This window comes from Brevibacillus laterosporus (assembly GCA_007833815.1).
Classification (GTDB): Bacteria; Bacillota; Bacilli; order Brevibacillales; family Brevibacillaceae; genus Brevibacillus_B; species Brevibacillus_B laterosporus_D.
In genome coordinates this window covers 5,162,507-5,187,175 of the sequence record CP033464.1, presented here as the reverse complement: position 1 = coordinate 5,187,175, position 24,669 = coordinate 5,162,507, and the positions used below count along the sequence as shown (strand labels likewise).

Sequence of the window (24,669 nt, the reverse complement as noted above, 5' to 3'; positions counted from 1 at the left end):
ATCACTTGTGATGAAACATTTACACGAGTAGCCAACTCTTGTTTATTAACGGATTAAGTTATAAATGTATAGTCCAGTCTATAACGGCTTAAGCGAGGAGCCCCTTAATAAACGTGGACACTAAGAGTGTATTTGCTTTATTTTTCCTCATGTATGCTCTCATATTGGGTGTGTGACGAAAACATAGCATTGACAGTAACGTTTTACGTTATTAAGATAGAGCTATCTTTTCCTGAAAGCTAGATAGGTATTTTTTTAATTGAAAAATAACGGATTAAGTTATAAATGTAATAATTCAGTTGTAGACAATACCTATAGTGGTGTCCAGATAACAAGGAGAGCGTCATTGTGTTTACGTTTTACAATTCGTTAAGGAAGTATAAAAATTTAAAAATAGTAAAATAGGTAATAGAAGTTATTAAAATAATAGAAGCACTTGTCTAACATGATTAAATGTAATATTATTACAATAAATAACAAAAATAGGAAGTGATATTTATTTGTCTAATCACATGCATGCCATACAAATAGCTACTTTTACAAAGAAGTATGGGGATATCACCTCTGTTGAAAACGTAAATTTACAGATAGATAAAGGCGAAATCTTTGGTATTCTGGGGCCGAACGGTGCTGGAAAAACAACAACAATAGAGTGCATAGTTGGATTGAGAAAGCCTACCAGTGGTCATATTCAAATATTCGAGTGGGACGCTCAAAAGGACCGTACTTCGATAAAAAAAATGATAGGTGTTCAACCTCAAGAAGCGAATCTATTGCCTAATGTAACGGTAATGGAAACACTTACGCTTTTCTCTAGTTTCTATGCCAATTCACTTGCTCCAAAGGATATGATTTCACAGATCGGTCTTGAAGATAAGGCAGATACCTTAGTCAAAAAATTGTCAGGCGGACAAAAGCAAAGACTTTTGGTTGCGGTAGCCTTGATTTCCGATCCGAAGATCTTATTTTTGGATGAGCCAAGCAGTTCACTAGATCCAAAAGCAAGGCGTCATTTATGGGAAGCGATTCTGGCATACCGAAAAAAAGGGCGGACGGTCATATTAACCACTCATTCGATGGAAGAAGCAGAAACATTGTGTGATCGGGTGGCAATCATGAACCAAGGAAAAATGATCGCATTAGGTACCCCTGACGAATTAATAGATGTATATTGTCCGAAAAAGATCATTCTATTTGACACGGAAGAGAGTTGTGACATAAGCCTGCTTCAGTCATTTGCTGAGATTGAACAAGCATCTCAAGAAGTCGTATTAAATAAGAAAAGGGTAACTGTCGTTTCCACGCAAACCGATGTAACGGTGAAAAGACTGTGTAATGGTCAACTTAATCTCCATAACTGGAGCAATCTATTGATACGGCGTGGAAACTTAGAGGACGTTTTTTTAGCACTGACAGGTAAATCTCTTAAAGGAGTAGAGGTATGAACAAACAAAATGGAAAGGTGATATGGAACACGTTCGTACAGCTAACTCTTATGAATTACCGTGAATTGGTTAGAGATAAATCCACCTTTTTCTTTGTGTTAATTTTTCCATTTATGTTTATTGGATTGTTTGCTTTTATTTCTCATCAATCTCAACCTACACAGGTAAGGGTTGGAATTGTCATGGATGTTAACAGTGACAAAACAGTACATGATTTAAAGAAACAGTTGGAACAAGAACGCAAGTTTCGTATAGCAGAGATGAAAGAGGATGAGGTAAAAGGAAAATTTAAAGAAAAAAGATTGGATGTTGCCATTTTATTGCCACCGACATTAGATCAACAAACATCTATTCAACTGCTATACGATTCAAAACAGGAAGATATGTTACTCATTTTTAAGAGTGTTTTATCCGAGATGCTACGCAAGCCTGGTGAGCTAAACCTTGTTGCTACCTCAGTTGGAGATACGAAAAAATTTAACGTGTTACAATTTACGTTTCCTTCTGTTTTGATTTTGGCTTTTCTTTCATTAAGTCTTACGGGTACAGCCGTTCCACTCATTCAAATGAGACAAAGAGGAAACCTGAGGCTGTTTGCTCTAACACCAATTCATAGACTTAGTCTCATTGCCTCACAGATTTTGGTTAGAGCAGGGATAGCAATGGTTCAATTGTCGATCATGACCATCTATGGTCTGCAAATGGGAATTTTCACATCAAATGCTATAGTAGGGATTATTATGGCTTCTGCTTTTGGATTACTGATGTTTTTTTCATTAGGATATATGCTTGGGGGAATTTTGCGTTCTCAAGAAGCTGTTAATGGTGTGATTGGCTTGATGATGGGACCATTGATGATTGTCTGTGGATTGTTTTACCCACTAGAATGGATGCCGTCTTTCATCAGCTCATTGGCTAGATTTATTCCATTAACCTATTTTGGGGATAGCTTGCGCCACTTTATTGATTCCGGTGCTGAAGCTGTTGCTCCTCTGTTAATTGACTATCTAGTAATGACTGTGACGTCTATGTTATTCATATTCATTTCTCTGTATACCTTTAAATGGGATGACCTTTCTGAGAAAAGAGGGGAGCTTCGCAAGGATAAAAGGAGAAAAAAACATCATTTTTTTAGAATAGGAGGATAGCAATGGGTTTTGTAAATAAGTTAGTGCAGCCTATTGGTGGTTTACTACAAAATGTTGTTCCTATACCCTCACTACCTGGAGAACCATCTTACCATGTTTATAGCGGGATTATGGGGAATCTCTCTCATGTCATTCCAACCATAGCTTTTTCCATTGATGGTGCAGGTAACAGTACTCTAGAGGAAGAGGCAAAACGAAAAGCAATTGCGGAAACGGTAGAACGCTATTCCAGCTGTATGTACAATGAAAAACAGATGATTTGGGCGACTGGCAGGGAGCTTGGGGAGGAAGCATTGGATTTAGATATGATTCCAAGGTGCTCTGACAAAGAATTACAGCATCCCCGTTGCCCGCTTATTAAACCTGATAAAGATCTTCCTCTCAGGTGGGTACGAGGCATCTCGTTAACCCATAAGCGATCGGTTTGGTTACCAGCGATTATGGTCTATCTAAACTTTGAAATAATGAGTAAAGGTGAAAAAATATGGTTACCAATATCAACAGGATGTGCAGCCCATACTACACTAGAGCAAGCCCTACTTGGAGCAATTTGTGAAGTAATTGAACGAGACGCCATCGCAATTACATGGTTACAACAATTGGAGTTACCGAAAATTTCGGTAGATAGCTACCCGCAATGGGTACAGCCCTATTTGGAAAATTTAGATCGAAATAAACACATCCAGCAAATCTTTTATGACGCAACGAGCGATTTAGAAATACCTACACTGTATAGCATTCAGCTTGCTCCTCATAATCCTCAACTTACCACTATGGTTATGTGCTCCACGGAACTCAACCCCTACCATTCTTTTACAAAGCTAATGAAGGAGTCAGCATCCTCTCGCATTGCACTGCAAAACGGCTTGAAGCATCCTGAAAATCTAGATGATTTTATCAAGGTCTATGACGGTGCTACGTATATGGGAGCACCAGAAAGAGCTTCAGCATATCATTTTCTGCTTCAAACATCTAAAAATAAGAAAATTTCGGAAATGAAGAACATAGAAACGGGAAATCCCAAAAAGGACCTTGTGGAGCTAGTAAAACGCTTAGAAGAAAAGGGGCATGAGGTTTTTGCTCTAGATTTGACAACCGATGAAGCACGGCGAGCCAATTTGCATATTGTCCGTGTAATTATTCCAACATTAATGCCTCTTTCATTTAGTTATCGCGCCAGATTTTTAGGTACTCCTCGTTTATATGAGGCACCTAGATTAAATGGGTATCCGATTCGAATGGAAGAAGAGATTAACATTTGGCCACAACCATTTGCTTGAGGGGTGAGGGTAGAGATGAATACCGTTCATGTGATAGCTGTTGGAGCTTTTGGAATAGAGGTTGCCAACATGCTTCAAACTAAAATGGAAGGAGTTATTATTACCCAATCGGATGAGAGCGGAGTGTTCTATCCAGCAAATTGGCCACATGCTAGGATTCATATTGTTGCTTCATGGAGACCGGTTTCTTCTCTATGTCAATTGATGGACAAGTTATGTTCTGCGTGGAAAAAGCCGTGGGTACAGATTGTCATGGATCACACGAGTCTGATTATCGGACCAGTAGTTATTCCTGAAGAAGAAGGGTGTTACACATGTTTTTCAAAACGTCAAATCCAGCATTCTGTGTTTGGAAAATACATGCAACAAGCCCAAGATGTATACAAGCAAAACTTTGAACTAGGCCCCAAAGGCTTCTTGCGAGTGCATGTGGGTATGGCTGTTCACCTCTTTTTACATGTGAATCAGCGTTTGCAAGAGGATTTGGTTAAGGAAGCTGGTACGGTCTACGAGTGCAATGTGGTTCGGGGAACTACTCGAATGGGAAAAGTGGTTGGTTTTCACGGATGTCCACAATGCGGATTACAACGAGAAGAATCAACGAGAAGCTATGACTATCTTTTAGAGAAATATGACGAAATATTCTTACGTGTGTAAGGGGTCGATTGTATGATCACAGCTAACAAGATCAGTGCTACGTATATGGCAAATGCAATTCAACACGATTTGCAATTTCACATTCCTATTCACCCACGCTTTCTGAAAGAAGTAGCTGTAATTCCACTTCCAGAGCATAAGTTTCTCTTTGAAGGAACGGAAGAGCGGCAGATACTAGGTGGAAAATCAACAAGTAGCTTATTTCCTCTACTTTTACCATTACTCGATGGTACCAAAACATTAGAGGAACTACATAGAGCCCTTCCCGCTTACAGTCAAGAAACTTTGTACCAGGCTATAGTCTTGTTGTATGCAAGAGGACTGTTGGAGGACGCATCGGTAGATGTCAACATAGAAACCAGCCAATTTGAGCAAGAAACGTTGAACTACTTTCAAAGACATGTTGATACTACTAGAGTACACAGAAGTGGTGCAGAAGCAATGTACAAAATGCTACAAGCCAAGGTGAAGGTATTTGCTCGTAAAGAATGGGGAATTGTTTTTAAAAAGGAACTGGAACATGTGGGTATCACGAATGTTCACGTTCAGTCATTTGAGGATGAAATTTGTTTTAATGATGAGTCCTTGGTAATCGTCTTTAACGATGGCATGATCGTTACGGAAAAACTTCGACAATTAGATACATTATGTGCAGAAAATAATATTCGTTGGCTACTAAGCGAAGTGTCTGATGAGAAGGGAGAACTATTTTACTTGGAGCGGGGGGAAACCCCTTGCTATTCGTGTATAGAAAAGGTACATAAGCAGAACCAATCAGCTAAAACGAATAAGCCTAATCACTATATGGCAGAATTTTGGATGTATTTCACAGTTCAGGAGCTAATGTACTGTTTGAGCAGAATTAATCCCCTTTTCTCTGGACAATATGTTTATCAATTGTATTTCCAAAACTGGACTAATAAACAGCTCCGGCTTCCTTTTGTTCCTGGTTGCAGTTGTCGTCCGATTGACAATTATGAATGCAAAGAGGTACCGCTGGCAGCAGCCTATGAGAATTCTGTAGCTTTCCCATCTTTTCATTTGAATACGCCAAAAAGTCATCAAATGCATTATAAAGCGAGTAATATGGAGCTTGCTCATCATTTTAAAAAGATGCTCAATTTTCCTGTTGTTACATTGCCACAGTACGATGACCTTCCAAAACCAGACAAAGAGGTATTACACAGTATGATAAATGAGCGTAGGCTACAACTACCTAACCGACCTCTTACACTTGCTCAACTAGCTGTACTCGTTCTGTACGGAGCTGGAATTAAACAATTTGAAGCAAATGGGCAACTAAAGCGTTGGTCTCCAACTGGTGGTAATTTAGGTTCAACAGAACTCTATCTAATGGTTCACCATGTAGAATCGCTTGAATCAGGAATATATTTCTATCAACCTGCTAATCATTCCTTATCTTTTATTGAAGCATTGTCAGAGGAGCAAGTTGCGATAGTAATCCGTAGTTCTGTTAAAACACAAAGCATGAATATACCTTCTGTGTTAATAGTGGCTGCATCTAATGTTGGAAAGGTTTCGGCGAAATATCATTTCTTTGGTTATCGAATTTCTTGCTTGGATGCGGGGGTTTCCATATCCCAAATGAATACCACTGCTAATGGATTGAACTTATATGGTGAAGTGATTACGAGCTGGGATGATCATATACTTGCAAACAGATTAAGACTTTCAGAAAAAAATGAGACGGTTTCTGGGGGTTTAGCTGTTTATTAGGAGATGTATATATGAACTTTGAGCCATACAACATTGTTCTTTCTTTAATGGACGACACCAAGACAACGTTGACGAAACAGCCATATGTAGAGATTCCTTCCTCTTTATTAGGAAAAGAAGATAATCTTTTGTTTCAAAAAACTCCTTCTTCCATACAAGAAAGCGCTCCTGTCTATCAGACTATAGAAGAAAGACAAGCTGTAAGACATTGGGGAGAGCTATCTGTTCAAAAAGAAGATGTCTTAACGATTCTTCAATCTGCGTATCAAGGTGATGCCACAGATTGGGAATCAGAGCATTTGGCTGGATTGGATATCGGATTTGTTGTATACGTCAGAAATATGGAGAAGGTAACCCCTGCCATCTATCGATATTGTCCAATACGTCATGATTTGGTCATGATAGGTGAATTAGACCTTTACAAGATGGAGCATTTGGTTTTGCAACGAGAATTCGCATTAGCGCCGGTGATTCTAGTGATCACTGGAAAATTGGGAGCTTCTATTTGTCGCCATGGTAGCCCAGGACATCGTCAGTTATTAGTACGAGGGGGAATGGCTGCCCAAAGAGCATGGTTAAGTTCCATAGGCTTGGGATACGGTGGATGCATATTTGCGGGAATTGTCCAAAAATATCTCTATGAAACAGCTGGAATCGATGGCTACAAAGAAATGCAACTTGTTGCATATTCCTTTGGCAACCTACTGGAGATGTGACGGCTTCAATCTTTCGTGAATGCAACCTTTATGTAAACTATACAAGTTCCCTCCAAGTTAGTGGTACATTTAGCATCGTTTTGCGAAGTCTAACCAAGAACTTTCTGTTACTTGGAGGTAAATATATATCTGACCATTATGAGCCGATTATTTCACAACTTGGGGGGAATTGAGTTCCTGTATCTAGGAGGTGAAAAAATGAAAAAAGGTATGGAGAAAAATGTAGAGTTAGATCTGTTTGCAGAGGAGCTTTCTGAACAAATGGATGCTGCTGTTGTTTATGACTGTTTAGGTACAGCAGGAACTCTCGGTACTGCAACCGGTACAGCAGGTACGTTTGGTACTTATGGTTGTTACTAATTCTTCATAATTGTAACAAGAAGGGGGAGGAAATGATGGAAAAAATGGAGGAAATGTTAGAATTAGATCTGTTTGCAGAGGAGCTTTCTGAACAAATGGATGCTGCTGTTGTCTACGATTGTTTAGGTACAGCGGGTACAGCAGGAACTCTTGGCGGTACAGCAGGTACGTTTGGTACTTACGGTTCTTATTAATTCATTAGTTCTAACCGTATAATGCTTTCGAAATGGTGCTTTCAGGTATGATATGCATTATCTATCCTGAAAGCATTTTCGATTTAGAATTCTCTTCGTAATTGGGAGGTCTTACTCTATGCAAGTAGCGAGATTACAAGAATTATCGAATCATGAAACTAGACTTGCAGATGGTGTGGAACTTATTTACGGGATCAATGATCAGCCTATGTTATATAATCCAATAATCGGAAATTATGTCAGAATATCTTCCCTAGGTATAAAAGTAGTGGAGTGGTTGAACAACTCTTTTACCATTGAAGAGATTATTGAACAACTTGCTACTGATTATCAAAAACCACGTGAAGAGGTTAGACCAGTGGTTAATCAATTTCTAGCGCAATTGAGACAAGCGAGTATGTTAAACGTAGAACCAATTCCTCAAGATAGAATTGGACGTTCCATCAGGTATCTTAGAGGGCATCCTGTGCTTCGAATACCTTTACTTTCTTCCACTGAGGTAATCACCTATCCATTTTCCAAGCTCTTGGGGATGTTTTCGACACGGGGAATTTTTATTAGTGGAGCGTGTATTTTTTTACTAGCTACCTGTATGATTGCGCTGTTTTTTTCTAGTAATAGATTACCAATAACTAATGAACCTTTATCATGGGTGGTTATTATTGCTGCTACTGTTCTGCACTTAATTTTACATGAATTGACTCACGCCACCATTTTACAAAGGTTTGGAATTAACATTCGTCAAGCAGGGATAGGACTACTATATTATATTCTTCCTATAGCCTATGTAGATACAACAGATGCCTACCGTTTACGCAGTAAATATGAACGGGCAGCAGTAGCATTAGCGGGGCCCCTATTTGATGTGATAGGAGTAGCGATATCCGTATCCATTTGCCTTTGGGGTAACATGTGGTGGGCAAATCAATTCCAAATCGTATATAAAATTCAATTTGCTATTTTTTTATTGAACTTGAATCCTTTGTTACCCAGTGATGGATTTCATACGATTGAAGCCTTAATGGGAGAACTAAATATGCGTAGAAGGGCACTTCATTATTTTCTTTGTAAGGTCACGTTTCGACCGTTGCCAAATTACTTGGTTTATTTACCTAAAGAAAAAAGGATACAGTATAGTTTGTACACGGTATTGAGTGTTGCTTATTTTTTTCTAATGATGTATGTCATGATTTTATTCTATAGAAGACTGGTTAATGGCTGACTCCCTGGATTTTTGACTACATCATAACAAGCGAAGCTCTTCAACGGTTTCAGTCTGAGAAATTCCTGCACTCGATGCAAATGACTGAATGCTTCTTCTAGGTTTTTTCCTTTAAAAAACTGCACAGGATCGTTAAATGCTTTTCAAGGAAAAAGGACCGGTGGGTCTTTTTTTGTTACGTGAAGGAATCTAGCAAAAAATTTCTGCGTTCTTCTTCCTTGCTATCAAAAAAACTTTCTGAAATGTAACAGCTTATATACTAGATACGACGCAAGAACAGCAGGTTCAATCTTATTTCGAACAAGTAGGTACGCTTGATCACTTGATTGTTATTCCGAGTAAATATGATCTCTCCAGGCATTATTGATACGCCATCACGCAGTAAAATGCCGGAAGAAGCGCGCAATAGCTTTTATGCCAATCTAGCAAATAAGCTCCCAGTAAAACGCATAGGACAACCAGTAGATGTAGCAAAGGGCGTAATGTATCTGATTCATAATGATTTTGTTACTGGAACCACTCTTCATATTGAAGGTGGATATATTTTAATGTAACCTGTAACTCAAACGGTTTATATTGTAAGAAAATTAGATGATGAGCAGCACGCATATCAAGAGGGGAGAGAGTTACTTGAGGCATAACTTTGACGGAAAGGGACTTACTGAAGTACCAGAAGTCGTATTTCAAACCGATCATCTAGTAGAATTAAGTGTGTATAACAACAAAATAAAGGAAATACCGGAAAGACTCTATCATCATCAAGAATTGGAAGTAGTAAACTTTGCAGGGAATGAAATAGAAGAGCTATCTGCGACAATCAAAAGCTTACGCAATGTAAGAATGCTTGATCTGGGCCATAATAGGTTAAAGAAATTACCAGAAGAGATTGGACTATTAAGAAGTTTGGATTCGTTTCTTTATTTGAGTAATAATCAGCTCGAATGTCTACCGATCCAGATTTGTGATCTTCAGCAGCTCAAATACTTGAATGTAACGGATAATCAATTAAAAGAGCTACCCGCCAATATAGGGGGATTAAAAAGTCTAATAGAGTTACGGTTATATCATAATCATCTTGAGAATATTCCAGAATCCATCACTACCATAAAAGGTTTAAGAGAAATTCATTTATATGGGAACCAATTAATCAGCTTGCCAGACGCCATAGGAGATGTAGAAGAAATGCGTCTAATAGATGTAAGTGACAATAAATTACAAGGGCTACCTAAATCAATTGGTAAATTGAATAAACTAAGAAGATTACATCTGAGAAAAAACAAACTGAATGAAATTCCAGAAGAAATAGGTACATTGAGCAATCTAATTGAACTAGATTTGAGAGATAATAATCTTGAAGAAATTCCGAGTTCAGTCTTGAATCTAGAAAAGTTAGAGAAACTAGACCTAAGATGGAATAAAACCTTGAAAGTGACAAAATGCTTGATTGAACTAGAAGAAAGAGGATGCATCGTTTATAAATAAGGACTTCAAATAGAAGCTACCCTCCTAGAGAGAAAAAGCCCGCATGTAACATGCGGGCCTACTTGTCGTGCCCCTGCTGCTCTTGTTCTGCCAGATGGCGCAGGAAACGTACATGTTCAAGGGCTTTTAATTTGTCTTCCTCTGATAACTGTTCTAGTTCGGAGAAAAATAATGCTTCCAAATCAGAATAGGAGTTAGTAGCTTCTTTAACGAAATTAGCTCGCTTGTTGTCAAAAAGTATGGCATCTGCGGAAACTTCTAACGCCTCTGATAGACGCGAAATATCATCATGATTGGGGTTCGTGTAGGCTCTCTCCCAGTTAGAAATTACTTGTGATGAGACGTTTACACGAGCAGCCAAATCTTGTTGCGTCCATTTTTTCTTTATACGCAGAGCTTTGATTCGTAGTCCGATCAAAGACATTCTCGTCACCTCTCTTTCAAAATAATACCAGTAACTAACGCATTTAGGTAGTTTACTAACGAAAATTGAGAGTGTGACGAAAAAACAGCATTGACAGTAACGTCTTCCGTTATTATGATAGAGCTATAGGTTCCTAAAAATTGGAATGAGAGGTGCTACAATGGTTCATCAGAATGTTGAGAGAGTCAGGAGAGCAAAAGGAATCACCAAGACACATCTGGCAAAGGTGCTTGGTCTATCATTGCAGGGTTACAGACATATTACGTGCGGACATGTGAGACTTGATGTAGAACGATTGCAGATTATTGCAAAAGTTTTAGGTGTTGAGCCAGGCATTTTTTTTAATGATAAACTAACGGATTCAGTTATAAAATCTATGACACAGTCTAAAACAGCTTGAGAGAGAAAGAATCATCGGCAATAACGGTAGAACCTACAGAGGTGGGGAATGGATGGAAGGAACGGCTTTACAAAATGAAGCGTTGGGAGAAGGGATGCGAAGACGTCGAAAGGACAGGAATTTAAGCCTGTCGCAACTATCCAGAATGACTGGCATCAGTAAGGGGGTGATTTCAAAAATAGAGTGTGGAGAAACGCGAAAGCCTGAATGGCGGACCATTAAACCAATAGCTATTTCACTACAGATTCCGTGGGAAGAAGTAATTAGCTACTATGCAGACGTGGAACGGCGCTCCAAGATTTTACTAGATTTGCTCTCCAAATCCATTTCACTGAAACATACCTCACTGATTAAAAAAGTAGCGCTACGTTTTGTTCAACTACCGACTGAGGACAGCTATGTACTTATGGAACAGCTATATGAGCGCTCTGGTCAGGTTGATGATCTTCCCATCCGATTCACTTTATTCAATGTGATTGTAAGCTACGCTAGAGAAAGAGGTATGCAAAAATACCTAGCCAAAGGTCTTTTGCAAATCTATCTGGTACAACGACAGGACTTAAAGCAACTGGAAGAATCCTTTCAAATAGGAGAGGAGGTGTTGCATTACATCAATTTTTTGACGCAGGAGGAAAGGATTGATTTCCTTTACAAATTAGCCCTGCAGGCCTATGCATTAAAAAAGTATGAGAAATGTATCGCATTCAGTAAAGAAGGAATTCGAGAGGATCAAGGCAGTAGCGAGTTTAAAGCGAGAGGCTACCTAGCTATGATTAATTCCCTTTCACGTCTGGGGCGTTACGAAGCTGTAGAGCATCACCTAGAACAATTTCAACAACTTCCATACTCATTTGTAACGGAGGCTACCGTGTTAACGAAAGCTATCCTACACGCAAGAAGACAGGAGTATCAGCTTGCTATTCCGTTACTCAAACAGTGTCTAGTCACAAGTAGTCCGTCTTCCAAAATTCATGTGGTAAATGAGCTTCTAGATATATTTCTTACTACCAATAATGTGGAAGCCTGCGATGAGCTATTTCACCAAGAGAAAGAGTGGTTGTATATGAATCTGCAAACACCTTACAAGCATTTATCGGTAGGGAAATATTATCGGTTTAAAGGATTTCATCAAATCAAGATAGGCCATGTTGATGCGGGACTTGAGAGCTACAGTAAGAGTCTGCTCGTCTATGCGAAACTAAATGCTTTTTACGAAATGAATGAATGTATTAATGATATCTTGACACATTTTGCAACATGCTCCAAAGCGATTACTGTAAAACAAATTGAACAACTGCAACGTGTGTATCAACAAATTATTTCTGAAAACTATCAAATAAGGGGTGCATAATGTATGAAAAAAGTGTTGGGAATGCTTCTAATGTCGGTGACGATGCTTGTGACTGTAACAATCTCTGATTCTGTGATTCACTCACAAACTGGGATAAGCAATCAAACAAATCAAATATCACCATATGATTATGACCCGGGGTATTAAGAAGTTGATTGAATGGAAGCTGTAAGTAATTCATTACAGGGGCGTATGTGAAGAGCGCCCCTGTAATAAAAAAAGGAATAAACACAGGGACGATCGGTCAAAAGAATAGACTGTACGGAATACTAGTTGGAAAAAACAGCCGTTGCTCAGTTATTCGAAGTCCGAATAGTCCGTTCACATAAAGATATGTACGGGATGAGAAGAAATGTTGGCTAAAAGGAGTGATTACATGGTTGCTAGTAATCATGTTATGGTGCGATCCATACAATCTGAAATTGAAAATCGCCTCCATTTATTTGACTACACGCTTAGTAAACTAAGTGAGTTAACTCATATCAATAATGGACATTTGAGTGGTTTTTTGAATGGGAATCCTTCAAGGGCATTAACGATTGCACAACTAGATGCTATTGCGAATGTATTTGAAGAGCCTTCTGGTTGGTTGTACGAGCTATATGCAGATGAATGTTTTCCAAAGGGAAGAGTATCTAGGCGAAGAGTATGTCCTTATCTGATCCGATGTGTTGAAATCGGCAGACATGACTGCATTACGCCCGTTGTCTCTATCTTATTGGAGAATCGCAAAAACCTAGAAATTCTCTTTTTTGTGGCTGAGCAGTTATTTCAAAAAGGGAAACATGAAGAATCAACCTATTTTTATCAGTTAGTTATCGATAACGAGAAAGACAGCTTCTCAGAGCGATTTATTATGAGTCACTATCGTTTGTTTCGAGCATTACAGGAAACAGATATAGAGGAGAATTGGGAGGCTGTTATACGATTCGAATCTTATCGAAAAAGATTATCCGAGCGTCATCAATTGGATGCGCTACTACAACTCGCTAATGTATGTTTTACATTACATAAGTGGAAAGAAGTGGAGAAGTACAGTGATGAATTAAGGAAATTAGCTACCTTGATTTATAGAAATGAACGTTGCAAGCAGCAGAATAATAGAGTATTTCAACCACTTAAAACAGAGCGTCATTTAGTTGTTTATTATGGACAGGGATATCTTTTAAAAGCGGTAGCATTGGAAAAACAAGGGCAATATGAAGAAGCAAAAGAATTTGTTTCTGGCTATGCTGATCTCAGCTGGTTCGAGCTTCTTGACGAATCTGGACAAGCAGAGGTTGATAAATTTAAGCTGTGGGCTACAGCAAACTTGTATACGCTAGATATTCTCATGGGAAATACAAGTGTTCTTGCTGACTACATTACATTTCTTGAAGACTATCCTACAGAAATATTATCTGGCTTAGTAACAATCATGACATCAGCTAACAAGCATGGCTTTTTCATAGATCATCTATTAGAGAGATTTTCAGAAGAAATCCGTTCCTTTGACGACTCTCATGATCCAATTAATGTAGACCGTCATCTTCGGTTTCGATATGATTTGGCTATTTATCATTTTCAAAATGATCGTTTTGAGAATGGAATAATCGATACCCTTAGATGTCTAGATTTATCCATAGTAATGAATAATCAAAAGAAATTCATACGATGTGTAACACTTTTTGAAGCACATAGATATCACGCAACAGATCAACAAAAAAGAGAGTATAAAAAATTGATGGAGGAGGTGAGAAATGATGAAGGTATTTTTTCTATCGCTAGTAATGGCCTTTGGAGTGTTTAGTCAAGCGGCAGATGTAGAAGTGGCAAAAGTAGAAGATAGAGTGATTCAATACGAACATGGAGTAGGTGGTTAAAAACTTCTTTTATTTAGTTACAGAAGCATTCCTTTGAAAAAAGGAGTGCTTTTTTTATTCAAATCTTTATTTTATTCTTTCACGACGCCAAGCACAAATCCATCATATCCTTTGCTACCAACTGTTTGGATAGCAGTTGCTTCAATACGTGGCTCTGAAGCTAGTAAATCAAAAAGTTGACGAACGCCCTGCACCCCATCATCATCACTCTCTTGTTTAATCACTTCTCCATCACGTACGACATTATCTACAATAATAATGGCCCCTGGATTGCAAAGCTTTAGAGCCCATTTCAAATAGTGAGGATTATTTAATTTATCAGCATCAATAAAGATGAAATCAAAGCCTGACATTCCTTTGTCTGTAAGGGTAGGCAGTGTTTCAAGGGCTGGGCCTACAAGTATCTGTACTTTTTCATCGAGTCCTGCTTTTTTAAGGTTCTCTTCAGCAATATGAGCAAACGCTTGTTCATACTCAAGCGTAATAAGTTGTCCATCTTGTGGTAAGGCACGGGCAAGCCAAATGCTACTATATCCACCAAGTGTTCCTATTTCTAAAATGTTTCGTGCTCCTTTCATCTTTGCAAGTAGGTAAAGTAGCTTCCCTTGGTTTGGTGCGACATCAATAGCAGGTAAACCAGCTTCAGCATTAGCTTGCAGAACGGCATCCAGAACTGAATCAGATGGGAGTAGCTTACTATTAAAATACTGGTCAACTTCATTCCATTTTATTTTTGATTCCATGTACATAACCCCTCCTTCAACTTGACCACGGTAATTTCTTTACCGGGGATCTATTTCTAGTTTATGATGAGATGAAAAATAATACCAATATAAGTTTTTTTGATATACATAAATTATATTATATAAGGGGTAGCACCACATCGCCATCAAGCTAAGGCGAATTTATATCCTCATAACGAAAAAAACGCTATTCTTTTTGTAGAAATAGACAGGAAGGATGGCGTTTTCTATGAGTTTTTCTCTTACAGATGAAATGAATCTATTCTCTCAAGAACTTCAAAACTACTTATCTCCATCTTTTCTTCAACAACTAGCTAAAGAAGTTGGTTTTGTTCAACGTACAAGTAAATATCAAGCGCAAGAATTAATTGCTTTATGTGTATGGCTTAGTCAACAAGTTGCGAGTACGCCACTTACACAATTATGTAGCTGTCTCGAAGCATCTACAGGTGTCCCCATGAGTCCCGAAGGACTTAATCAACGATTTAATAGTTCAGCAGTACAGTTTCTTCAACAAGTTTTAGCTAACCTTTTAACTCAAAGAATTCATTCAGCACACGAAATACTTCATCCATACACCACGACTTTTAAACGTATTCGCATCCTAGATTCTACAACGTTTCAACTTCCAGATAAATTTTCCTCACATTATCAAGGTTCAGGCGGAAGCAGCCATACTGCAGGCGTTTCAAGTTGAACAAATAAATACTTTTTGGGATTGTTACTCTGGGTACTCTGTACCTTTATGGTTTCTAATAGGGTTTGAACAATCAGTGCGACCTCATCGGTTATAGGAACACGATGGTTCAACACTTGTGTCTTTTTAATATCACCACATAAGTACCATCCTTGAGAAGAACGCTCTAAGCAGCTATCGTAGCGCAGATTAAGAATATCTGATATTCTCCAACCAGTAGCACGCAACAATATTACGACTGGAATAAATCTTGCGGGAGTTAAATATTCCAATCGTTCCTCAATTTGTTGAAGGACTCCTTCAGGGATATATTTAATATCATTTTCGGTTTTTGTTACTTTGCGAGGAAAATCTTCTTTGAACAATAATACACTCACGGGTAAATCAGGTGCTTCATCAAATTGTAGTTTCTCTATATTTTCCAAAAACACATGTAATGTGATTAGATAGTATCTTTTGGAGGGGATTTTGTCGTGTAATACTTGGTTATGCCAAACAAGATAATCTTCCATATCTCTACGATTAAGGGCTTTTAAATCGCTCCATAGAGGATATCTCTTATGGATAAAGGTCATGAACAGATTCATCACTCTTAGGTCAAGAGCACATTGGCCAAATGATAGATAGCTTATTCGAAACTTTAAGTATCTTTTTGCTAAATTTAGAAATGGATCTGAAATATGCTTGAAATTTAAAGTTTGGTTTGATACGTAGTCAGCAAACTTTGCACCAGGAATGTTCCTTACATCCCAGATATCTTTTTCAAATTCACTTCTCGTGTCATAGTACTTTTGATAGAACAAGAACAAACGATTCAACAAATTTTCATAATTGGAAAGTTTTTTTCTGCCATGAATGCGTATACTAAAGCCATTTTCGCTTAAATATGAACGAAATTGCATCAGTACTTTATCGATGTCTAATTCAACAAAACTGTTTATATCAGGGTAGAATTTATTTAAAAATATGGCGAGTTGCTTAAAGCACCTACAATAGTTATGGACTGCCGAGTACAATTGTAGATCATCGTTCTGGATACGATTGATAATGAAGAACTTAACCTCATTTTTTAAGCTGGGTGAGAAGAAAGTAAAGTTCATCTTACGATGAGATTTTTCAGAACTTACTTTTCTAAAATCGTTAAAAATCGAGTCATCTGCATCCCAAATATCGTTTTCCCAGTACCCAGTGATAAATTGATTTATTTCGAGGACTTTGCTTGCTGTAGGCAAGTTTTTAATAGCTAAATTCATCTACAATCCATCCTTAGATTCTTTGTTGATTTTCAAGTTCTCTTGAGCTTTTTCCCAATCTTTACGAATATCTTCATCCGAAGGATGAATGTACATCTGCATAGTTGTTTGAATGTGAGCATGGCCTGCTCGTTTCATTAAATGTTCATCACGCCAACCAGCCTTTCTAAGTTCCGTTAACGATGTATGCCGCAACATATGTGGAGTAAGATAAATGCCCGTTTTCTTACGAAGACGTCACACCGTTTTAATTTCAGCTAGATTGGATAATTCACCACGATCCCTTATATGAATTCTTCTAGCATCAATTTCAAAATCTTCAAGCCAGAGAGCAAGAGCTTCACCAATACGCATCGAACTTTCCCATAGTAGCTGGATGAGGAACAGATCCCGTTGATTTTCGCAAGCATTCATGATTGCAGCGATGTCATCTTTTGGCATGATTTTTGGTTTTTGCTTTGGGACTTTTAACTTCAAAATATGGGTCGAAAACAATTTATCCTTATTAATGTGGTATAGAAAATCCTTGAATCCTCTCCGTGATCCTAATACTTGCTTTTTTAAACGTTCAGCCAATTGGATACTATAATTTTCATGACGCATGAGATAGTCATAGAAGCCAATTACAGTATTGATGATAATATTCACCGTTTTAGCTTTCCTGATTGGTTGAGTAGGGAGGATGGGAGAAACCCTTGCATCCTGGTATGGGTTTTGAAGCCATCGCATGAATTCGGCCATTTCGTCTAGCCCTATTGTTCGATAATCCTTATTTGTTTGTTCAAGGTATTCGAAGAATAGCTTCAAGTGAAAGCAAAAGGAACGTAATGTATTACGAGCTGCACCACTATTATCCTTAAACTTTAAATATTGCATGACTGGCTGAACTGGCTCACTATTATGATCCATCAGCATGTAGCGAGTTTTACCTTCTTTAGTAAGAAGGGTAGCCACTCTCATAAAATCACTCCTGTTGCATAAAGCCGTTTCTTTGGTTCATTGAAAAAGATTGCTACCCGCGTCTTCGCTTGGGCTACACCCTCCATCTTAAACACCTAACTCAATGTACTATGAATACTATAAAATTGAATATAGATATCTAGTATTTGATGAAATAAAAAGAATGGGCAACTCTACATTGAATACTGTAAAGTCACCCATTCTGACTAGTTAAGTTAAACCTGAATTTCGTACGCTAAGCATAATTTTATAAATAAAAAGTCGATTTCCTGTACGTTAAGGAATCGACTTTTTAATGAGTAACTTGATGTCTTTATTAGATTCAAGCTTGGTTAAATTAAATCCAAAATATCTTTTGGTGTATTTAATACATAATCAGCTTTTTCAAACCCTTCCCTTGTCTTTGAACCCCATAAAGCGAGTGCGAATTTTACACCAGCACTTTTTGCGCATTGCATATCGTATATAGAGTCCCCAATGTAAATTGCCTCATTATTAGGAACATCTAATTGTTGTAAACAAGCTAATAATGGTTCAGGGTGTGGTTTATGTTTATCAGTATCACATGCACAAATTGTATGTTCAAAGTAACCACTTAAACCAAATGGCTCGAACTCTTCTATTACTTCTTGCTTAGTTTTTGATGTAACAATACCTAGTTTTAATTTACTAAGAGATAACTCTTTAATAACGTCTTCTAATTCTTCAAATACGGAAACTTCATGAGAAAAATCTAGTACAGCTTTGGACCATTTAGGATGAACAACGTCTATATTTGGTACGTTTAATTTTTTTAACGTTTCTTTTCCTGGAATCCCTAATGCAAATCTTAAGTCGTGTAACGCATAATCTTCCTTTAATTCCTCTTTTAAAATTTTTTGTAGCGATTTTAGTATTGCTTTTTCTGTGTCTAAAATTGTACCATCCACGTCAAAAATAAGAGATGTAATCAAAATAAAACCTCCCAATTTTTTCACTCTTTACTTGCAATTACTACTTCAATGCCATTTTCTTTCAAAGTGTTATATAAACCACTAGGCATAACTTGATTTGTAACAAATGTATCAATAGATTCAAACGTTAAAGCCTTATAATTCTGGCGTTGATTATATTTGTTGTGATCCGCCACTAAAATAACTTGATCAGCATGTTTTATTAATTCACGCTTGAAATAAATATCTTCTTCAAAACCATAGTATATACCGTCTTCTGTGATACCCGCGGCTCCAATAAACACTTTATTGAAGTGATAATCTTTGAGTTTTTCAGTGGTAGAATACCCAGTAACATGTCGAGAGGCTTTATTTAGTGTTCCTCCCAAAAGGTGAATAGTCGTATCTTCAGATTGAGCTAACATATAAGCACTATCGATCGAATTCGTCACAATAGTTACGTTCTTTGATTGTAAATATTGTGCTACAAAATTGACTGTAGTTGAAACATCTAGGTAAATCATGTCACTAGTCGTTATCATATTTGCAGCTTTCATTCCAATTAATTTTTTCGTTTCTAATTCAGTCTGTGATCGCACTTGATAATTATCAATTTTCTTATGAAAAGTGGCTAAAGCTACTCCACCATAGGTTCTAGATACTTCTTTATTTTGTGAAAGTTTTACTATATCTCTTCTTGCAGTATCTCGTGAGATATGAAACATTTCACACATTTGTTTAATATTCATGGTTTTATGTGTTTCTAAATAATTTAGGACTCGTATCAATCGTTCTTCTTGATTCATAAGTAACCTCCTTAAGGTTATTTTAAGTTAATATAAGTTGATATTCAAGTAAGTTTAAGTAATTCGGTGCGTAAATATCTTTCAATTTAAGTTTCTTTAAGTGATTTGGGTAAAAGACTTTTTTTGATACCTTTATAATTATCGTTAAATTCTATATAACAAGTTCCATAAACGACCGTTTTTGGTCCTCTGAAACTTGTAATTAAAAATGATTCCAGCATCTAAGCAAAAAGGGCGCTCTTTGCAAGCACCCTTTTCCTCTTCCTATTGACCAATAATGATCCGTTCTTTCGGATAGTGATAACGAACTGATGGGGCATCCTTTTTCAAGAATAGCAACAAGTTGATAATCCCAATACGTCCAATCACCATCATGACGATTAAAATAAATTTACCAGGTGTGCTTAACTCCGATGTAATTCCCATTGACAATCCAGTTGTACCAAAGGCCGAACATACTTCAAACAGAATGGCCTGGACAGATAGATCCTCAAACCACACCATGAAAATAACCGCTGTAAACACGAGAGTGATTGCGACAAAGAACACCATAAATGATTTGATTACATCCTCTTGTACTAACTCACGCCCAAAAACTTTTACATCCTTTTGTCCACGCATGTAGGTATACACGGTCGCAATTAAGACGAAAAAAGTTGTTGTACGAATCCCGCCACCCACACTGCTAGGAGAGGCCCCAATAAACATCATGCCTGAAAGCATGATTAGGGTAGGAGAAGACAGTAAGCCGATATCCATGGTAGTCAAGCCGCCGCTCCGTGTAGAAACAGATTGGAACAGCGAGTAAAACAGCGCTTCATGCCAGCTTTTATTCTGTAGAAAGGCATCTTTTTCAAAAAAGAAAAAGAGTAGTGTTCCAACTACAATCAGTGTGAAGAAAGTCAACGTTGTCACTTTAGTAAATAGGGAAAACGTAAATCGATATTGACCACTTCGATGAGTCGCGTAGCTGACAAGCTCTATCAGTACGGGAAAACCGATCGCTCCACAGATAATGAGGATCATATTTATGCTCTGAACAAAATAATCCCCCGAAAAACCTAATAGAGAGTTGCCGAATATATCGAATCCAGCATTGGTAAATGCACTAATAGAAACAAAGTAACCGTAATAGTAAGCGGTATACCAATCACTCTGATAACCAGTCCATAAGAAATAACTGCCTAGTAATAAGGTACCGATTAGTTCGATTAAAATGGTCAGTAATAAAATACTCCGTGTCAATTTGACCAATCCCGATAGTGTGGGACGATTGTGGTCAGTGGCAATCCATTTTCTTTGTTCTAAACCGATTCGTTGTCCGAGCATCATCCACAAAAAGGTACCTAAGGTCATAATGCCGATCCCACCTATTTGAAAGAACAAGGTGAGTAAGATAATTCCACTCTGATTAAACACTTCACTAATTTGAATGACGGTTAGACCCGTTACGCTAATCGCACTGGCAGCAGTAAATAAAGAATCTACAAACGATATAGTTTTGCCAGGTTGGTGAAAGATGGGTAACCAGAGGAGTAACGCAGCGAGAATAACACTGCTAAGATAAAACATTACGATAATTTGTACGGAGCTTAAGCGCCGTTTTTTATAAGAGAGCAGCAACTCGCTTACCTCCTGAGTAAGTAATACAGGTTATTCTACCGAAAATCATTGTAACAAGCAAAAAGAGTTTTTAACAGATAGATAAAAAAGAAAGTCCCTTCTTTTATAAGAAAAAGAGGGGACTTCGAATAATTATCGTGTATGGAAAACTATTGTGGATTGGTTGTCCAAATTCCAGCAGCTTTTACAAATACGCGTTCAGGCAAACGCAGAGTTGCTAATGCTAGTTCCGCTACATCCTCTGGTTGCATCATGTGGTCTTCTCCACCAATTTTTAGCCCAGCATTGACAGCTAATTCGGTGTTTACAGTGCTTGGAGTAAGGGCTGTGACACGAATGTTATGTTTGCGTACTTCTTGCAGTACGGATTCTGTAAAGCCCATCACGGCAAATTTGGAGGCGCAATATGCGGAGCCTGTTGCAAAACCACGTTCTCCAGCAGTGGAAGCGACATTAATGATATTTCCACTATTTTGGGCGATCATATCAGGCAATACAGCGTATGTCATGTAGTAGGTACCAAACAAATTGACGGAAATGATACGTTCCCACTCTTCTGGTGCCATGTCAGTGACTGTCCCAAAAGAAGCGGTACCAGCGTTGTTGATGAGAATATCGATAGAGCCAAGCTCAGCTTTTACTTTAGCATATGCAGCTTCTACGTCACTACGATTGGAGATATCAGCAGTTGCGATCCTGACTGTGATACCATATGTTTTCTGTAGTTCAGTAGCCAAATCTTGCAGATCAGATTCTGTACGAGCAACCAAACCTAGATGTGCTCCTTCTTTCGCCAAAGCAATCGCAATAGCACGACCAATTCCCTTTCCTGCTCCCGTAATTAACGCTTTTTTTCCTTGAAAGTCCATGTTGGCAATCCTCCCATTTTTAACTTGGAATAACAAATGATGCGTAAATTTCTTTTGTCATGTCAATTTTGTAAGTGTAACTGGTAGCTTCAGCTGTATAAGATCATGATACACTGATTTGTATGAGCCCATTATACACGAATTCGGATGAGGTCATGTACATAATGTGTTTGTATAAGTGAATGAGGAGTAAGACTGTATTCAGGAAGGATGATTATCATGGATAAACAAGTAGTTGTTATTACAGGAGCAGGGAGCGGTTTGGGCGCTTCTTTGGCGAAACGATATTCTGAGCAAGGCTATCATGTCTGTTTGCTTGGTCGAACGAAGGCAAAGCTAGAGCGTACGGCTGAGCAGTTGGCTGGTAGCAATTCCATTCACGTTGGAGACGTAGCTAGTAGACAAGCAATCATGGAGATGATGACGGCCATTATAAAGAAGCACGGTAGTATTGATGTTTTGATCAACAATGCAGGAACAGGAAGCTTTGACTTGGCTGAAAATCTAACCGAGGAAGCTGTTCATCAGATGATTGATATCAATTTGAAAGGAACCATTTTTAGTACACAGGAAGTATTAAAACAAATGAAAGAACAAAATAGAGGAACGATCATCAATATCGTGTCTACAGCCGGTAAAGTAGGGAAAGCAAATGAGTCTGTTTACTGTGCCAGCAAATTCGGTGTGAGAGGTTTTACTGAGAGTCTATATATAGAGTTAAAAGAGACGCCGATTCAGGTAATTGGTATTTACATGGGCGGAATGAAAACGGAATTCTGGAACGGTATTTTCACAGAAGAACGCATGAAGCATCTGATGGAACCAGATGATGTTGCCGATGTTATTATGGCAAATGTAAAGCCAAGACAACGCTTGATTGTATCTGAAGTGGTCATTCAAAACCAAAAATAGAATGAATCGAAAACATCGCTGAAGCTGACAACTTCTCGCGTTTATACCATCGCTTTAGATTTATTGTGAAATAGGTCTTTGGTTGTTGTTATGTAGCGATTAATTGGAGTTTATTAGAAAATAGTAGTTATATTAACCTAATACGAAAGTAGTGTCATACCGATATATAAATGAAGGGAATAATTATCCTAATTTATGACATAAAAGGAGAGCCAATTATGAAGCGATTTCAAAAAATAGTAGCGATTGTTCTCGCGGTTGTATTTATGTTTACAACGATGGGGATATCACCGGCAGAAGCTATGGAGATTTCACAGTCAGAAACTATGAGAGGTACACTGGTCATAAAGGAACCGGTCTATTATCAACCTGAATTATTTGAGGTAATTAGTAACAAGGATGGAAGTATCACAGGGGAAGTTATGGTGGATTCTAGATATGCAACCAGTGTCATGCTACAAGTTAGTAATGTAACCGGTGAGGTGATAAGAGAAATTGAACTTGTAAACGATTCTAAAACAGGTATACAAGCTCCTTCTGGTATCAAAAGGAAAATCAGTACCAATACAAAACTGGTACGCGTCGATGGTGAGCTCAGATCAGTAAAAGTTACGATTATTTCGTTTACTGTGCCAGCCAAATATCTCGAATTATCTCCAAATGAATATGAGGTAAGAGTTAAAACTAGCAATACGGTTATTGAGATGGAGCATACGGAATACCAATATTCTGAAAAACAGACCATTGACATTCAAGGGGGAAAGGTACTTCCAACTTCCTTTCCAGCTTCTTTTCCTGGTGTTCTAGAAATGGATAATGATGGAAATATCGTTATTACACTCAACCTTACGTCTATCTATGATAAGTCCACGTTTTATTTAGTGGTGATGGATGAAAAGAATCGACAAGTTAAACGAATCAGTCTGAAAACGAAGCAACGTACGATTTCAAGCAAAGATTTAAACCTAGCTTCCGGTACATATACGATCTATATAGAGGTTTCTGATGTGAAAGGCTCTGCTAATTCTAATCAGGTTACGCTTGTAATACCAGACAGTAGCAAGCTAAGTTCTGGAGTCGACGATTTCCCTGGATATGTAAAAGTATCTGAGGATGGAATGATTACGATTAACCTGGAAATCACCGCTGAATATCAACAGGCCAAATTTAACGTTGTTATTAAAAACGACAGCGGTAAGATTGTAAAACGAATCCCGATCAGCACCAAGAATTCGAAAATTTCTACAAAAGGACTATCCTTGTCTACGGGTAACTATGAAATTCTACTTGAAATGGTGTTGCAAGGGAAAAAATATTATTCAAGTGCTGCATCATGGTCTTGGGAAACTAGCCATGTATTTTCAGTTCCGACTGGACAAGCCTTTCCCGGTGGAATAAAAGTGAATACCAATGGTACGATTACCATCAACTTGCAATGGAAAACTAGCTATTCTTCCTATCATGCTAATATAGTGGTTTATGATTTATACGGAGATGTTGTAAAACGTATTCCTATCACTGGTAAAAATCCAATGATCTCTTATAAGGAGTTAGGCTTATCTACAGGAGGATATAACATTGTTATTGAAATTGTTG

Annotated in this window: 21 protein-coding genes and 4 pseudogenes; 16 read left to right on the top strand and 9 right to left on the bottom strand. The window is 37.9% G+C overall.

What is annotated here, in order from left to right; genetic code table 11:
• Positions 1-500: 500 nt before the first annotated feature.
• The 9 genes from EEL30_25585 (at position 501) to EEL30_25545 (ending at position 8,759) form a co-directional block, all read left to right on the top strand.
• Positions 501-1,445, top strand: coding sequence for an ABC transporter ATP-binding protein (locus tag EEL30_25585; GenBank protein QDX95359.1), 945 nt, complete (start codon positions 501-503; stop codon positions 1,443-1,445).
• Entirely contained in the window at positions 1,442-2,593 is a 1,152-nt protein-coding gene (locus tag EEL30_25580; GenBank protein QDX95358.1) for an ABC transporter permease, read from the top strand. The genes EEL30_25585 and EEL30_25580 overlap by 4 nt, the downstream gene beginning before the upstream one ends.
• Before the next feature lie 2 nt (positions 2,594-2,595).
• Entirely contained in the window at positions 2,596-3,873 is a 1,278-nt protein-coding gene (locus tag EEL30_25575; protein QDX95357.1) for a hypothetical protein, read from the top strand.
• Between the two features lie 15 nt (positions 3,874-3,888).
• Positions 3,889-4,530: a hypothetical protein gene (locus EEL30_25570; protein ID QDX95356.1), complete on the top strand. Its 642-nt coding sequence runs from the start codon at positions 3,889-3,891 to the stop codon at positions 4,528-4,530.
• Between the two features lie 12 nt (positions 4,531-4,542).
• Complete coding sequence (locus EEL30_25565) at positions 4,543-6,267, top strand: SagB/ThcOx family dehydrogenase (protein ID QDX95355.1); 1,725 nt, start codon at positions 4,543-4,545, stop codon at positions 6,265-6,267.
• An 11-nt stretch (positions 6,268-6,278) separates the two neighbouring features.
• Positions 6,279-6,983 (top strand): hypothetical protein, encoded by a 705-nt coding sequence (locus EEL30_25560; protein ID QDX95354.1) that lies wholly within the window; start codon positions 6,279-6,281, stop codon positions 6,981-6,983.
• A gap of 210 nt (positions 6,984-7,193) precedes the next feature.
• Positions 7,194-7,343 carry a thiocillin family RiPP gene (locus EEL30_25555; protein ID QDX95889.1) on the top strand — a complete coding sequence of 50 codons (150 nt, stop codon included), beginning with the start codon at positions 7,194-7,196 and terminating at the stop codon, positions 7,341-7,343.
• 44 nt (positions 7,344-7,387) lie between these two features.
• A complete protein-coding gene (locus EEL30_25550; GenBank protein QDX95888.1) occupies positions 7,388-7,537 on the top strand; it encodes a thiocillin family RiPP in 150 nt (49 codons plus the stop codon).
• A gap of 118 nt (positions 7,538-7,655) precedes the next feature.
• Positions 7,656-8,759 (top strand): PqqD family peptide modification chaperone, encoded by a 1,104-nt coding sequence (locus EEL30_25545; GenBank protein QDX95353.1) that lies wholly within the window; start codon positions 7,656-7,658, stop codon positions 8,757-8,759.
• Here the strand turns inward: EEL30_25545 and EEL30_25540 are convergent.
• Positions 8,735-8,902, bottom strand: a pseudogene (locus EEL30_25540) (flavodoxin family protein). The gene EEL30_25545 and the pseudogene EEL30_25540 overlap by 25 nt on opposite strands.
• A 113-nt stretch (positions 8,903-9,015) precedes the next feature.
• Here EEL30_25540 and EEL30_25535 point away from each other — a divergent pair.
• Together EEL30_25535 and EEL30_25530 are read left to right on the top strand one after the other, a co-directional pair.
• Positions 9,016-9,313: pseudogene (locus EEL30_25535) on the top strand (SDR family oxidoreductase).
• 76 nt (positions 9,314-9,389) lie between these two features.
• Entirely contained in the window at positions 9,390-10,241 is an 852-nt protein-coding gene (locus EEL30_25530; protein ID QDX95352.1) for a hypothetical protein, read from the top strand.
• A gap of 58 nt (positions 10,242-10,299) precedes the next feature.
• Here the strand turns inward: EEL30_25530 and EEL30_25525 are convergent, their stop codons facing one another.
• Positions 10,300-10,665, bottom strand: coding sequence for an XRE family transcriptional regulator (locus EEL30_25525; protein QDX95351.1), 366 nt, complete (start codon positions 10,663-10,665; stop codon positions 10,300-10,302).
• Positions 10,666-10,825: 160 nt separating this feature from the next.
• Here EEL30_25525 and EEL30_25520 point away from each other — a divergent pair, with 160 nt between their 5' ends.
• The 3 genes from EEL30_25520 to EEL30_25510 all read left to right on the top strand — a co-directional run bounded on the left by EEL30_25520 (position 10,826) and on the right by EEL30_25510 (position 14,205).
• Positions 10,826-11,065 carry an XRE family transcriptional regulator gene (locus EEL30_25520; protein QDX95350.1) on the top strand — a complete coding sequence of 80 codons (240 nt, stop codon included), beginning with the start codon at positions 10,826-10,828 and terminating at the stop codon, positions 11,063-11,065.
• A gap of 52 nt (positions 11,066-11,117) precedes the next feature.
• Positions 11,118-12,416 carry an XRE family transcriptional regulator gene (locus EEL30_25515; GenBank protein ID QDX95349.1) on the top strand — a complete coding sequence of 433 codons (1,299 nt, stop codon included), beginning with the start codon at positions 11,118-11,120 and terminating at the stop codon, positions 12,414-12,416.
• Positions 12,417-12,792: 376 nt separating this feature from the next.
• Entirely contained in the window at positions 12,793-14,205 is a 1,413-nt protein-coding gene (locus EEL30_25510) for a DNA-binding protein (protein ID QDX95348.1), read from the top strand.
• Positions 14,206-14,349: 144 nt separating this feature from the next.
• Here the strand turns inward: EEL30_25510 and EEL30_25505 are convergent, their stop codons facing one another.
• A complete protein-coding gene (locus EEL30_25505; GenBank protein QDX95347.1) occupies positions 14,350-15,027 on the bottom strand; it encodes an O-methyltransferase in 678 nt (225 codons plus the stop codon).
• Between the two features lie 223 nt (positions 15,028-15,250).
• Between EEL30_25505 and EEL30_25500 the strand changes: the two are divergent.
• Positions 15,251-15,709, top strand: a pseudogene (locus tag EEL30_25500) (IS4 family transposase).
• On the opposite strand, the gene EEL30_25495 reads toward EEL30_25500, so the two are convergent.
• The 6 genes and pseudogenes from EEL30_25495 to EEL30_25470 form a co-directional block, all read right to left on the bottom strand.
• Complete coding sequence (locus EEL30_25495; GenBank protein QDX95346.1) at positions 15,673-16,971, bottom strand: hypothetical protein; 1,299 nt, start codon at positions 16,969-16,971, stop codon at positions 15,673-15,675. The pseudogene EEL30_25500 and the gene EEL30_25495 sit on opposite strands and share 37 nt — an antisense overlap.
• Positions 16,972-17,931, bottom strand: a pseudogene (locus EEL30_25490) (transposase).
• Positions 17,932-18,263: 332 nt separating this feature from the next.
• Positions 18,264-18,884, bottom strand: coding sequence for an HAD family hydrolase (locus tag EEL30_25485; protein ID QDX95345.1), 621 nt, complete (start codon positions 18,882-18,884; stop codon positions 18,264-18,266).
• 20 nt (positions 18,885-18,904) lie between these two features.
• A complete protein-coding gene (locus EEL30_25480; GenBank protein QDX95344.1) occupies positions 18,905-19,669 on the bottom strand; it encodes a DeoR/GlpR transcriptional regulator in 765 nt (254 codons plus the stop codon).
• A 264-nt stretch (positions 19,670-19,933) separates the two neighbouring features.
• On the bottom strand, positions 19,934-21,292 hold the full coding sequence (locus tag EEL30_25475; protein QDX95343.1) for a TrkH family potassium uptake protein: 1,359 nt from the start codon (positions 21,290-21,292) through the stop codon (positions 19,934-19,936).
• Positions 21,293-21,441: 149 nt separating this feature from the next.
• Positions 21,442-22,161: a 3-ketoacyl-ACP reductase gene (locus tag EEL30_25470; GenBank protein QDX95342.1), complete on the bottom strand. Its 720-nt coding sequence runs from the start codon at positions 22,159-22,161 to the stop codon at positions 21,442-21,444.
• Positions 22,162-22,380: 219 nt separating this feature from the next.
• Here EEL30_25470 and EEL30_25465 point away from each other — a divergent pair, with 219 nt between their 5' ends.
• Positions 22,381-23,073, top strand: a complete 693-nt coding sequence (locus EEL30_25465; protein QDX95341.1) for an SDR family oxidoreductase — start codon at positions 22,381-22,383, stop codon at positions 23,071-23,073.
• Positions 23,074-24,669 lie beyond the last annotated feature (1,596 nt).

Excerpts from the sequence above, each read along its gene's own strand:
- EEL30_25580 (QDX95358.1), top strand. The coding sequence starts at position 1,442 with ATGAACAAACAAAATGGAAAGGTGATATGGAACACGTTCGTACAGCTA.
- EEL30_25575 (QDX95357.1), top strand. The coding sequence starts at position 2,596 with ATGGGTTTTGTAAATAAGTTAGTGCAGCCTATTGGTGGTTTACTACAA.
- EEL30_25570 (QDX95356.1), top strand. The coding sequence starts at position 3,889 with ATGAATACCGTTCATGTGATAGCTGTTGGAGCTTTTGGAATAGAGGTT.
- EEL30_25565 (QDX95355.1), top strand. The coding sequence starts at position 4,543 with ATGATCACAGCTAACAAGATCAGTGCTACGTATATGGCAAATGCAATT.
- EEL30_25560 (QDX95354.1), top strand. The coding sequence starts at position 6,279 with ATGAACTTTGAGCCATACAACATTGTTCTTTCTTTAATGGACGACACC.
- EEL30_25555 (QDX95889.1), top strand. The coding sequence starts at position 7,194 with ATGGAGAAAAATGTAGAGTTAGATCTGTTTGCAGAGGAGCTTTCTGAA.
- EEL30_25550 (QDX95888.1), top strand. The coding sequence starts at position 7,388 with ATGGAGGAAATGTTAGAATTAGATCTGTTTGCAGAGGAGCTTTCTGAA.
- EEL30_25545 (QDX95353.1), top strand. The coding sequence starts at position 7,656 with ATGCAAGTAGCGAGATTACAAGAATTATCGAATCATGAAACTAGACTT.
- EEL30_25525 (QDX95351.1), bottom strand. The coding sequence starts at position 10,665 with ATGTCTTTGATCGGACTACGAATCAAAGCTCTGCGTATAAAGAAAAAA.
- EEL30_25520 (QDX95350.1), top strand. The coding sequence starts at position 10,826 with ATGGTTCATCAGAATGTTGAGAGAGTCAGGAGAGCAAAAGGAATCACC.
- EEL30_25515 (QDX95349.1), top strand. The coding sequence starts at position 11,118 with ATGGAAGGAACGGCTTTACAAAATGAAGCGTTGGGAGAAGGGATGCGA.
- EEL30_25510 (QDX95348.1), top strand. The coding sequence starts at position 12,793 with ATGGTTGCTAGTAATCATGTTATGGTGCGATCCATACAATCTGAAATT.
- EEL30_25505 (QDX95347.1), bottom strand. The coding sequence starts at position 15,027 with ATGTACATGGAATCAAAAATAAAATGGAATGAAGTTGACCAGTATTTT.
- EEL30_25495 (QDX95346.1), bottom strand. The coding sequence starts at position 16,971 with ATGAATTTAGCTATTAAAAACTTGCCTACAGCAAGCAAAGTCCTCGAA.
- EEL30_25480 (QDX95344.1), bottom strand. The coding sequence starts at position 19,669 with ATGAATCAAGAAGAACGATTGATACGAGTCCTAAATTATTTAGAAACA.
- EEL30_25470 (QDX95342.1), bottom strand. The coding sequence starts at position 22,161 with ATGGACTTTCAAGGAAAAAAAGCGTTAATTACGGGAGCAGGAAAGGGA.
- EEL30_25465 (QDX95341.1), top strand. The coding sequence starts at position 22,381 with ATGGATAAACAAGTAGTTGTTATTACAGGAGCAGGGAGCGGTTTGGGC.